At 45.2% G+C, this 12,093-nt stretch carries 9 protein-coding genes; 6 read left to right on the plus strand and 3 right to left on the minus strand.

The annotated features are described in order from the left end of the window. Positions 1-48: 48 nt before the first annotated feature. A complete protein-coding gene (gene torS / locus MSG36_RS07645) occupies positions 49-3,060 on the minus strand; it encodes a TMAO reductase system sensor histidine kinase/response regulator TorS (RefSeq protein WP_248367080.1) in 3,012 nt (1,003 codons plus the stop codon). A gap of 92 nt (positions 3,061-3,152) precedes the next feature. Between torS and torT the strand changes: the two genes are divergently transcribed. Next, the gene (gene torT, locus MSG36_RS07650) at positions 3,153-4,181 is read left to right on the plus strand and encodes a TMAO reductase system periplasmic protein TorT (RefSeq protein ID WP_050649320.1); all 1,029 of its coding nucleotides are present in this window, start codon (positions 3,153-3,155) and stop codon (positions 4,179-4,181) included. A gap of 60 nt (positions 4,182-4,241) precedes the next feature. After that, on the plus strand, positions 4,242-4,697 hold the full coding sequence (locus tag MSG36_RS07655; RefSeq protein ID WP_017064778.1) for a methylglyoxal synthase: 456 nt from the start codon (positions 4,242-4,244) through the stop codon (positions 4,695-4,697). A 119-nt stretch (positions 4,698-4,816) separates the two neighbouring features. On the opposite strand, the gene MSG36_RS07660 is transcribed toward MSG36_RS07655, so the two are convergent. After that, entirely contained in the window at positions 4,817-5,167 is a 351-nt protein-coding gene (locus tag MSG36_RS07660) for a VOC family protein (RefSeq protein WP_054542824.1), read from the minus strand. Positions 5,168-5,254: 87 nt separating this feature from the next. Then, entirely contained in the window at positions 5,255-7,330 is a 2,076-nt protein-coding gene (gene helD, locus MSG36_RS07665; protein WP_248367084.1) for a DNA helicase IV, read from the minus strand. Positions 7,331-7,507: 177 nt separating this feature from the next. Here helD and yccS point away from each other — a divergent pair, with 177 nt between their 5' ends. From yccS to MSG36_RS07685, 4 genes are all read left to right on the plus strand, one after another. Beyond that, positions 7,508-9,691, plus strand: a complete 2,184-nt coding sequence (gene yccS, locus MSG36_RS07670) for a YccS family putative transporter (protein ID WP_050621661.1) — start codon at positions 7,508-7,510, stop codon at positions 9,689-9,691. A gap of 332 nt (positions 9,692-10,023) precedes the next feature. Then, complete coding sequence (locus tag MSG36_RS07675; RefSeq protein ID WP_248367087.1) at positions 10,024-10,209, plus strand: hypothetical protein; 186 nt, start codon at positions 10,024-10,026, stop codon at positions 10,207-10,209. Positions 10,210-10,330: 121 nt separating this feature from the next. After that, the gene (locus MSG36_RS07680; RefSeq protein ID WP_048612972.1) at positions 10,331-10,651 is read left to right on the plus strand and encodes a hypothetical protein; all 321 of its coding nucleotides are present in this window, start codon (positions 10,331-10,333) and stop codon (positions 10,649-10,651) included. A gap of 161 nt (positions 10,652-10,812) precedes the next feature. Next, positions 10,813-12,075, plus strand: a complete 1,263-nt coding sequence (locus MSG36_RS07685; protein WP_248367090.1) for a hydroxymethylglutaryl-CoA reductase — start codon at positions 10,813-10,815, stop codon at positions 12,073-12,075. The last annotated feature ends 18 nt before the right edge of the window (positions 12,076-12,093 follow it).

Here is a 12,093-nt window from a genome sequence, read left to right on the forward strand (position 1 = left end):
TTGGTTTCTAGCTCACGATACGTTTCTGTCGCAACCTAAGGTTTGTTTTTATAACTGCTCTTGCAACGCCTCAAGTGACTCTTGAACCAACTTCGACAACTCGCTATCTATGCCTCGGTATTCACCTAATGGATCGCTGCTCGCCTCTATCACTTGGCAAGCATTGAAAAGTTGCAACAAGCCTAAACTGCCCGCGGAACCTTTCAGTTTATGAGCGAGAGATTTTACCTCACGTCCATTGTTCGAATCACTCGCTTCGACCATTTCACTTAAAGTGACGCGGCTACTCTCTTCAAATAGTCCCACAATCTGCTTCATCTTTTCTAAGCCAAGAATGGACAAGTCACCTTTGATGACATTGGAATCAATCAATTTCACAGGAGTCTCTCCTTCGTCTTTAGTTTGCGAAGCCTTGATGGCTAGATCAGAGACGACGCTCGCCATCTGAGATGAGTACAACTCGTTGCCTTTATTACGTTGAGGATTGCTGTTTTGACTGCATATAGAATCGTTAGGATCAGGTTGTGGCAGTAGCAAAGTCTTGCCATCAAGCTGTGTCACAATGAGTTGAGCAAGTGCCTCTTTCTCTAACGGCTTAGGCAAGAAGCCATCAAAGCCAGACGACAAATAGCTTTCCACTTCTTCGTTAAACACGTGAGCCGATACTGCGATCATTGGAGGTACTTTTCGAATTACGTCTTCTTCATTTTCATGTTGAAGCGCATCGTCTTTGAGTTGTTGAATTAACTCGACGCCATCGCAGTCCGGTAAGTTAATGTCCACCAGCGCAATGTCGAACTCTTGCTCACTGAATATGGCTCTCGCTTCTTGTCCGGTTGTCGCAATCACAACCTCGTGGCCTAGATTATGCAAAAAGCCTTCAGCAACGATGCAGTTTACGGGGTTGTCTTCAATCAGAAGTACCTTCGCTCGAATACACGCTTCAATGACTGGTACTTTCGTTTCTATCTTCTCACCGGCTTCAAGTGGCAGTGAGAACCAGAACTGGCTACCCTCGCCTTCTTCAGAATGAACGCCAATATCCCCGTTCATTGCCAACATGATGCTTTTACTGATCGCTAATCCAAGCCCTGTGCCACCGGTTTTGTTGCGACCGCTGTCGGTTTGAGTAAAGGCATCAAACAGACAAGCTTGTTCGCTAGCATCAATACCGACACCTGTATCTGACACTTCAAACATCACTCTATTTTCATCTTCGATATCTAAGCTGATAAAGATATCGACCGAGCCACTTTCCGTAAACTTAATCGCGTTGCCGACCAAGTTATTCAAGATTTGGCTGATTCGAGTTACGTCACCACGCCAATAGCGTTGCACGTCACTTTCAATATGGAAATCAAAATTCAGCTTCTTCTCAGCGGCGCGCCCTTCCATCAATTGATAGGTGTCTTGAACCATCTGATGAAGGTCAAACGACGCCGTGCGGATTTCTAAATGCCCCGCTTCAATCTTTGAATAATCCAACACGTCATTCAAAATCGCGAGTAGATTCTTACCACTGCGGTTAATGATGTCTGCATAGCCGGATTGCAGCGGGTCTAACCCAGTATCTTTGAGCAATCTGGCGGTACCTAACACACCGTTCATTGGCGTTCGTATTTCATGACTCATTGTCGCAAGGAAAGCAGATTTTGCTCGGCTTGCTTGTTCTGCGGCGTTGCGAGCCTTAGCGTGGTTCCCCACCTCGATATTCAGCTTCTCATTGGTCTTCTGTAGTTGATAGGTTCGGTCTGTGACCAACTCTTCTAAGTGTTCTTTGTGCTCTTCGAGCTCACGTTTTGCCTTTGCTTCACCCACCGCGACCACTTGTAGCGCCTGCGCGGTGTTCCTGGCGGTAATGATCGCCTCGCCCATATGAGCCAGCTCATCATTACCCTTTACCGATATATCAATATTCAGGCGACCTTGTGCAATAGACATCAAGGCCGATGAGTATTCAGTAAGACGTTTAACAACCGAGATATACACCACTCGCCACACGATAAATGCGACGATAACCAAACCAATAACCGAAATCACAGACAGTGACCATTGAGCCAAATTCAACGTGCTGGTCAGCTCATCAACCGCTTTTTTAGTGCTTCGGTTTGAATCATCAACCAGTTGGTTAACCGTTGTATTCAACTGAGAGAACAACTCCAGCGTATTTTGCATCAGAAACTCTGACTTTTTGGTGTTCTCATATTGTTCTAATGAAATATCGAACACGACTTGGCGTTTTCTGAGCTCTTCTAGAAGCTGAGACATCTGCGCTGAACGAGTAGGATCTTCGACCGCTTTAACGCGGCGCGCCATGATTCTTAGGTTGGATTCAAATTCAGATTGGATTTGATGAATACGTTCTACGTTGGTAACGGTTTGCGTTTCTTCAATTTGGTTAAGCATCTTGAACGCCAGCAAATGTAATTCGTGAAGGCGCTCAGACAAATCAAGGTCAACCTCAACAAGCGCATCTAGGGCTTGGTAGGCTTTATCCGTTTCTTTGGTTTCTAGCAGGTCATAGATATGCGTGACGTTAGCAACCGCAATGGTAGCCGTGTTCAAAACTTGGGTTCGCGTCAGCTGTTCTAGCTCTTCGGCCAATAGGCGCATTTCTTCGACACGAGACGACAACTCTTTGCTTAACCAAAGCTTACGCTCAACCGACACACCCAGCTCAGCCAGTGTGTTAATAACGCTTTGAACATTGTTTTCGAGTTTATTGAGGAGCTGAGAATCGAAACTGTCGACGCCAAGATCTTTGATATGTTGAAGAAGCGACTCAAGTTGGTCAAACAGTACAGTGCCAGCCTCTTTTCGTTCGGCCTCGTTTCTCGCATTAGAAAGTGTTTGTACTGACGAAATAATACGGTTACTCAACTCAGAAACCTGACGAGCTTCGATCATGGCAGGAAGCGCCGAATCAACGACGTTTCTTTCCGTTTTTGCTACAAAGCTAAAACCAGAAACACCAATCAATGCAGACAATAGAACCAACAGTGCCATCACTAAGAATGAGGCCAGCAGCTTGCGTCCAATACTCGCTGAAGCTAACAACATAAACTCTAAACCTTAAAACGTTCTTCTTTACCCATGCAGAATACGCTATATTTTGCAGTGTTTCTTATCTAAAACCAATAAAACGGCAATTCATGCTATCTAGACCTTTCGCTTCAATAATTCTTCTCTCACTACTGGCCTCAGTGACCACTGTCGCAGGTGCTAGCGAGCCTTTGAGCCCAATAAAACCCGCCGATGCCACATCGAAAAAAGAGAAAATCTGTGCCATTTATCCGCACCTAAAAGACTCATACTGGTTGTCTGTGAACTACGGAATGGTCTCTGAAGCAGAAAAGCAGCAAGTTGAGCTAAGAGTATTGGAAGCTGGCGGTTACCCCAACGTTGCCAAACAAGCCTCGCAACTGGTGCTTTGCACGCAATGGGGAGCCGATGCCATTATTTTAGGTACGGTTTCACCCGATGCGTATCATGACAATCTCAGCGATTGGGTTGGCTCGACACCTGTGTTTGCTACGGTGAATGAGTTAACCGTCAATGAAGAACAACAGAAGGTACTGAAAGGCACAGTCGGTGTCGACTGGTATCAAATGGGCTACCAAGTCGGAGAGTTTTTGTCGAAACGACACCCGAAAGGATCAGGCGAAACACCTATCGCCCTATTACTTGGCCCGCAAGCGAGTGGCGGCACTAAGCCTGTAGCACTGGGGTTTTATGATGCGATCAAGTCGAGTGATATCAAAATTGCGATCAGCTATTGGGCAGATAACGATAAAGAACTTCAAAGAAATCTAGTACAACAGGTGATAGAAGAACCTGATATCCAATATATAGTCGGAAGTGCCGTCGCGATTGAAGCAGCGATCAGTGAGCTACGAGCAGCCGATAAAACCGAAGAGATTGGGTTAATTTCAAGTTACCTAAGTCACGGAACCTACCGTGGTTTACTTCGTAACAAGGTACTTTTTGCGCCAACCGATAAAATGGTTGAGCAAGGTCGCTTGTCGGTAAAACAAGCCACGAGTTACTTACGCGGTCAACCTTACGAGCAACACAGCGCACCGATTATCGAGGCGCTGACACCAGCAACACTCAAAGATCAAATTATCGCCGACTCATTGTCACCTTCTGAGTTTCGTCCGGTATTCAGTGTGAATCCTTAGTGCTATATTGGCTGAAGAACTCAAAACAATAAAAACGAAACAACAATTTAGGGAACATTCATGCAAAAAACGACGCGCACTATGCCAACACACAAGCATATCGCTTTGGTCGCTCATGACCACTTCAAACCTGAGCTACTAAGATGGGTCAAAGAGAACAAAGAAAAACTACAGAAGCACTTCCTTTACGCAACGGGCACAACAGGTTCTCTACTCAGTAAAGAGACAGGCCTAGCAATCAAGAGCATGATCAGCGGCCCTATGGGCGGTGACCAACAACTTGGCGCGCTTATCTCTGAAGGCAAAATCGATATGCTGATTTTCTTCTGGGATCCACTTAATGCTGTACCACACGACCCAGACGTAAAAGCCCTGCTTCGTATCGCAAGTGTTTGGAACATTCCTGTGGCAACTAACCGAGCTACCGCTAACTTCCTGTTTAACTCTTCACTGCTTGAAGAAGAAGTAATCATCGAGATCCCAGACTACGAAGCGTATCTAGCTGAGCGCACGTAATCGCACGTTAAATGTGCTCTCTACTGAACAGACTAAAAAGCCTGCATTTTATCGCAGGCTTTTTTATGTCTCGTTTTCAGGCGTTAAACAGTTCAATCCTAAAACAGTGCAGTGAGTCTCTATTTATCACTCCACACTGCCATCTCGTTGCCACTTGGCTCTTTAAAATGGAAACGTCTGCCGCCGGGAAAGCTAAAGATCTCACGGTTTATCTGACCACCAGCATCAATTACATCGCGCTCGGTTTGCTCAAGATCTTGGCTATAAAAAACCATCAGCGCCGCGCCATTATCCGTATTCGACGCCAGATCCGCCAAATAGAAGCCGCCCATTAAACCTTTGCCTTCAAAAGCAGAATACTCAGGGCCATAGTCTTCAAAGCTCCAGCCAAACACTTGGCTGAAAAACGCCTTAGTTGCGGCGATGTCTTTCGCAGCAAATTCAATGTAGTTAATAGAGCCGTGTTCCATAGCAAATTCCTTATGCTTTATGCGTCTGCCTTGTGATGTTAAGGCAGGGATTGAAGATCTAATCTTAGATAATCAAGTCAAGTAACATCACTTTTTACGAACGACGGGGTAATCAGAACCATGCAGCTCTTGCACAAAGCCAGAACCGTCACCGCTGTGCGTAATCCATACTTTCTCTTTTGCCCGCGTCATTGCTACATAGAATAGACGACGCTCTTCTGCATAAGGGAAAGCGTATGATGATTCAGTCAATGCGCCATCAATATGCAGCTGTTTTTTCTTGGTCGGGAACTGTCCTTCGTCGACACAAAGAATAATGACAAAGTCCGCCTCTTTACCTTTACTGCCGTGGCAAGTCATGAACTTGATATCAATGGAGGTGAAGATCTTCTTCCAATCTTCCAACAACTCTGGCTTGTGGTAATGATTACGTCCAAGTAGCAGCACCGATTTATTGGTTTTACCTTTAGATTGGCGGTTCAGTTGATCAAGAATCTTCTCAACTTCTTTGCTTGGCGCACTATACACCGCCTTCTGCTTCTGTTGTTTGAAGCTGTTCAGTTCTTTCGGAATCTGAATTGGGTTTTCTTGTACAAAGCGATTAGCCACCGCACCTAACTGATTGTTAAAACGGTAAGTCGTATCTAGGTGATGAATGGTCGAGCTCTCAAAACGATCCTTAAAGCCCGTGGTCAAATCCACATCTGCACCCGCAAACTGGTAAATCGACTGCCAGTCATCGCCTACTGCAAAAATAGAGGCTTGATGCTCGGCTTTAGACTGATTACAAAGTGCTTCAACCAAAGCAAGACGATCTGGCGAGATGTCTTGATACTCATCGATCATGATGAACTTCCAAGGCGAGATAAACTTGCCCTTCTCGACATACTGGGTCGCTCGACTGATCATGATTGAGAAGTCGATATGATTTTGTTCTTTCAGTTCCTTTTGCCACGCGGTTACACATGGCCAACACAGTGAAAGCTCGCTGTTGAGGCGCGTATAGTCTCGATGATCAATTAGCTGTTGCTGTACTTCTTTTTTCGTTAAACCCGACGCATTCAACTGTTCAAGCTGCTTTTCGAGCCAACCGATCAATTTGAGGTTTGAAACATGGCTACCAAGCTCATCATCTCCGGTTAAATAAGCGATTGGCCATTTAGACAAGTGCTTTTGCCAACGTTTGAAGTTGGTCGGCGTCATCCAGTGCTTCTTCAACCAATCAATGCACCATGCTTGGCGTTGATTATCATCGAGCGCTAAAGGAGAAATAACCACACGTTCGGGTTCAACTTGATTCAGTATCTTTAAACCCAACTGGTGGAAAGTGCTGACTTGTACATTCTCGGCTGATAAGCCAATTTTGCTGTCGAGTCGCTGTTTCATCTCTTCTGCCGCTTCTCGACCAAAGGCGAGCAATAACAACTCTTCAGCTTGAGCTTGATGGCTTTGCAGTAAATACGCGACGCGAGCCGTTAGAACACTGGTTTTACCCGAGCCTGCACCCGCTAAAATAAGGTTGTGATCATCATTCATCAACACCGCATATTGCTGCGATAAGTTCAGTGGTGACGACTCACATTGCGCAAACAACACTTCCCAGTTTTTTCGCTCGGTCTCTAGCCATTGCTGGTTTCTTTCAGCTTGCTTGATCTCCGTTTCAGATAACCATGGCTGCATTCTTGCGATGCGATTTGGCATGCGCTGCGCGGCCTCTTCTAGCGTCATCGTCATACTCTCTAGACCTGCGTTGACCATATCAACCCAAGTGTTGACCTTAGAATGCGGTAGGAAAGCAGGGAGTTGCTCAAGACGTGTTAATTCAGCTTCCCACTGCGGTACGTGTTCAGCCAATTGTTCACATTGAGTGTCGTGCCACTTCTGATAAGCGGTAACTGAGGCGCGTGCAAATTGACGGCATTGATCCCAAGGTAGGCCTTGTACTAACCAACTGCGCTGTGTTCCATCTTGTTGATTAGCAAAAAATTGTAGCGATCCCCAAAACAATCCGCGCTTTATCGCGATCTTGCCACTCCAAATAGTAAATGGGATACGCTCTTCACTGCCTACTGAAGATAACAGCAAGCGTGGACCATCAAGTTCAACCTGATGATATTCATTTTGAATAAAAAACTGTGCAGTCTTGTTAGCGCTTAGCTGCATTGGAGTGTGCTCTTAATTGGGAATATTGAATTTATATCATGATGCAATGAGAATTAATAATATCTCATATCTTATCGACGCTTTCATGACCACCTACGGCCAATTATGGATAAGTATCAAATTCTTGTGCTTGATTTCTGTTAGGATTATGGTTTTTAGTGTGTCAAGTGAGCGACTGTGGACTTCTCAGCCAAATTACGCCTCTATTGGGCGAATAAAACCATAAATTACAGCATATTAATTCTCATCACTCTGCTCGGCGTGGTGGTGCCTGCTTGGTATTATGGACAAAACACACTGATCACGCCTTTGATCTTAGGCGTTATTGCTGCGGCTCTTGCGGAAAGTGATGACAGCTTTACTGGGCGCTTGAAAGCACTCACGCTGACCTTTATCTGTTTCGCGGTTGCGGCTTTCTCTATTGAGCTTCTCTTCGATACGCCTTGGCTGTTCGCGATAGGGCTTTTTGTTTCAACCTTCTCTTTTATCATTCTCGGGGCAATTGGCCCTAAATACGCGAGTATCGCGTTTGGCTCTCTCTTAGTTGCCATCTATACCATGCTTGGTGCACACGAGAGTACCAACCTTTGGTTTCAACCGCTTCTACTGTTAACTGGCGCAGCTTGGTACTACTTCATGTCGATGATTTGGCAGATAGTATGGCCAATGCAACCTGTGCAGCAAAACCTAGCAACAGTATTCGATCAAATCGGTAATTACATCGATTCAAAAGCGGAACTGTTCTACCCCGTTTCAGACTTGATTCCCCAGCCACACCGAATCATTGAAGCCAAGCTCAATGCGAGTACCGTTAATGCACTTAACATGTGTAAAGCGACGCTGCTTAATCGCTCTAAGCGCGGACACATTGACGGCCCTAGTGACCGATTTCTCAACACCTACTTCATCGCACAAGATATTCATGAACGCGTAAGCTCTAGCCACTATCGTTATCAAGAGCTAGCAAAACACTTTGAACGCTCTGACGTGTTGTTTCGATTTAAGTATCTACTGGAAGCGCAGGCAACAGCTTGTAAAGAAGTGGCGAGCTCATTGAAAGTTGGCGCTGAATACCAGCATGGTGACAAGTCTGTACTAGCACTTGATGAGCTGATGTCTTCGCTTAATCATCTACACCAACAGAATAATCCTGAATGGAAATCACTGCTGAACCAGTTGGATTACTTATTCAATAACCTAGCAACCGTTGAAAAACAGCTCTCGAATATCAGCAACCCAGATGCAGAGAAGATTGAAGAAGGTGTATTGGACGATACCAATCCTCATACTTTGACGGCAATGTGGCACAAGATCAAAGCCAACTTGCACACCGATTCTATGCTATTCCGCCACGCGATTCGTATGGCGATCACTCTGACGCTGGGCTACGGGATTATCCAGGGTTTTGATATCGAGCGAGGTTATTGGATTCTACTGACGACACTGTTTGTGTGTCAGCCAAACTACAGTGCAACCCGTCAAAAACTGACGGCGCGTGTCATTGGCACGGTCGCAGGCTTATTGATCGGAGTACCGTTACTGACTTTCTTCCCGTCGCAAGAGAGCCAATTGGTGTTCATTGTGATCAGTGGCGTGATGTTCTTTGCGTTTCGAATCAATAACTACGGGTTTGCGACCGGCTTTATCACACTGCTTGTGCTCTTCTGCTTTAACCAATTAGGTGAAGGTTACGCGGTAGTATTGCCAAGGTTAGCGGATACCTTTATTGGTTGTGCCCTCGCCGTGCTTGCTGTCATTTATGTGTTGCCTGATTGGCAATCGAAGCGTCTGCACAAAGTGATGGCGGATGCGCTCGATTCCAATAAGAACTATCTCGCTCAGATCATCGGCCAATACCGTGTTGGTAAGAAAGATAGCCTTAACTATCGTATCGCTCGACGTAGTGCGCATAATAATGATGCAAACCTGACTGCCGCGATCAGTAGCATGTTGGTTGAACCGGGTAAGTACCGTACCTCTGAAGATGAAAGCTTCCGATTCCTAACACTCAATCATGCTCTACTTAGCTACATCTCGGCTCTGGGTGCTCACAGAACGCGTATTGATGATGAAGCGACACACAAACTGGTGTTAGATGCGCACAGAGTAATCCACGAGCATCTCGACGCTCTAAATGATCAACTCTATTCTCATAAAGAGCATTGTGAAGTGAAAAACGCTTATGACCCTGAGTTGGATAAACGTTTGAGTGAATGGCGAGAAGAAGATGAGAATTCTGTCAAAATGGTTCTACAACAGCTCCATTTGATCTATCGAATGCTTCCAGAACTGCATACCTTAGCAACCAAGTTTGCCGTTAAGGTTAAGATCGACAAGCCGTTTGAAACGGAAGCTTCTTGAGCAACAAACAAAATACCGTAAAAACAAAAAGATAACGCCAATTGCTTATCTTTTGATCGCCACAAATATTTATACATTGCTTTACCTATACCCCTAATTGGGTAGAGCAATTACTTACCTACCCTTGTGCCACAAGGGCTTCAGGCGTTTTTACATTGTAGGAATTTTCTGACTTTGATTGACCAAGCCTTAACTTTACCTAACATTCCTCGGACAAAAAATGACCACAGGAATTTATAGTTGTCTTAGTTTCAAGAAACTTCAAACATCATTTAATATTCACTTAATCTTGTTTGATTTCCTGAATCAGTAGGCTATGCTCTAAAGAGCATATGGATTTGAACAAAGGTCACACTATGAATACACAGCAATTTGAAGCATTTAAGCAGCAAATACAGCTTCTTAGCCCACAACAATTAAAAGCACTTCAAGGTGAGATCGACGGCACCCTTGAAACAGATAAGCCTTCTTTGCTTACTGATGAAGAGTTAAACGCGCTAAATGACCTGTTCAGTTAATAGACAGACATCACTATTTTAGCTTAAGTTCACATTTTCACCGTAAATTTCATCTGTTCACCATTGCGCTCAAAATATCGTCCGCCTAGACTCATTCCATACGTCAATAAAAGGTTCTGATATGTCGATATCTGGTATTCAATCTGGTTACGCCATTATTCAGCAATCCACCAACATGGCTGAAGAAGCCGCAATCGAGCTCAACCAAGCCTCCAAACACGCTCTAGAATCCGACGACACTTTCCAAGCTAGCGATCTCAGCTTTAATCAAATAGAGCCTGAACAATCCATTTCCTTTAAAGACAAAGAACCTGAACCTGCTTCATCTTCAACCGATTCCTTGATTAAACTGACACAAAGCGCAAGTTATAACCGCGTTGGTGCGAGTGTGGTTGATCGTCAAAACGAAGCCATCGGTAGCCTTCTCGACATTCATATCTAAATTTCGCTCAAATACAGCCTATATTTCGCGAAACTTCGCTGCTTTTTGCTTCAACAACCACACAAACTGTAACTCATTATATCAGGCGCTTGTTTCTGGTTTATTACTCGGTAGAATCAGCGCAAACCAATTTGCTGCACAAACTTTACTTCATACTATTTATGCCAAAACTAAATCTGCATCGCCGTGACTATGTTTCTATTTTAGGAGGCGACATCTCCGCAGACGAATTAGAAAAAAAGCTTCAGCCTCATTTTGAAAAGCCAGTAAATAAGCTGACACCTAGCCCCTACCTGACAGAAAAGAATCTCACTCGTCGCTGGACAGCGCTCGATAATGCAGATTCACAGCAAGAACTGCTCGACCCTCATACACAAAGCCAGATCCAAGCTTATGAGAAAAACATTGAGCACTTTATTGGTACAGTTAAAGTCCCTGTCGGTGTCTCAGGCCCACTAAGAGTTAATGGCCTATTTGCTACGGGCGATTACTTAGTACCACTCGCGACCACAGAAGCTGCGCTTGTCGCGTCTTACAATCGTGGTTCTAAGCTGATTACGGCTTGTGGTGGTGCCAGTGCTATGTTGCTCAATGAAGGCGTAACACGTACTCCTGGCTTTGCATTCCAAGGATTAGTTGAAGCCGGACAGTTTGTGGCTTGGGCTGTAACTCAATATGACCAGTTCAAGATCTTGGCAGAATCAACAACATCACACGGCAAGCTGACCGACATCAATATCAACATCGAGGGTAACCATGTTTATTTGGTGTTTGAATTTCTAACCGGAGACGCTTCTGGTCAGAATATGGTGACCATCGCAACCAACGCCGTGTTTGAGTACATTATTGAAAATACGCCAGTTAAGCCTGACCATGCTTTCCTTGATGGCAACCTATCAGGTGATAAAAAAGCCAATACCCAAACCTTGCGCAGCGTTCGTGGCAAAAAGGTAACTGCTGAGGTTAATATCCCTGCTGAGCTTGTCGCGAAGTACCTACACACGACGCCTGAGAAGATGGTCCAGTTTGGTCAAATGACCACAGTCGGTGGCGCTTTGAGCGGTACTATCGGTATTAATGCCCATTATGCGAATGCACTGGCGGCACTTTATATCGCTTGTGGCCAAGACGCGGCCTGTGTCGCGGAGTCAGCGATTGGTATGACGCGTATGGAACTCAACAAAGAAGGCGGTTTATACGCTAGCGTGACACTGCCTAACCTAATGCTGGGGACTGTCGGCGGTGGCACCGGCTTGCCAAGTCAAAAAGCTTGTTTAGATTTACTTGGGCTGCATGGCAACGGTAAATCACAAGCCCTCGCTGAAGTTTGTGCTGCGCTTTGTTTAGCGGGTGAGCTATCGATTGTGGGCGCATTTTGTGCAGGCCATTTTTCACGAGCGCACCATAAGCTAGCTCGTAAATAACCTTTATCCAATTTGGCT

The organism is Vibrio sp. 1CM8B, assembly GCF_023161685.1.
Lineage (GTDB): Bacteria > Pseudomonadota > Gammaproteobacteria > Enterobacterales > Vibrionaceae > Vibrio > Vibrio coralliirubri.

Bases quoted from the DNA above. Each gene is read 5' to 3' on its own strand.
- torS (WP_248367080.1), bottom strand. From the start codon at position 3,060: ATGTTGTTAGCTTCAGCGAGTATTGGACGCAAGCTGCTGGCCTCATTC.
- torT (WP_050649320.1), top strand. From the start codon at position 3,153: ATGCTATCTAGACCTTTCGCTTCAATAATTCTTCTCTCACTACTGGCC.
- MSG36_RS07655 (WP_017064778.1), top strand. From the start codon at position 4,242: ATGCAAAAAACGACGCGCACTATGCCAACACACAAGCATATCGCTTTG.
- MSG36_RS07660 (WP_054542824.1), bottom strand. From the start codon at position 5,167: ATGGAACACGGCTCTATTAACTACATTGAATTTGCTGCGAAAGACATC.
- helD (WP_248367084.1), bottom strand. From the start codon at position 7,330: ATGCAGCTAAGCGCTAACAAGACTGCACAGTTTTTTATTCAAAATGAA.
- MSG36_RS07675 (WP_248367087.1), top strand. From the start codon at position 10,024: ATGGATTTGAACAAAGGTCACACTATGAATACACAGCAATTTGAAGCA.
- MSG36_RS07680 (WP_048612972.1), top strand. From the start codon at position 10,331: ATGTCGATATCTGGTATTCAATCTGGTTACGCCATTATTCAGCAATCC.
- MSG36_RS07685 (WP_248367090.1), top strand. From the start codon at position 10,813: ATGCCAAAACTAAATCTGCATCGCCGTGACTATGTTTCTATTTTAGGA.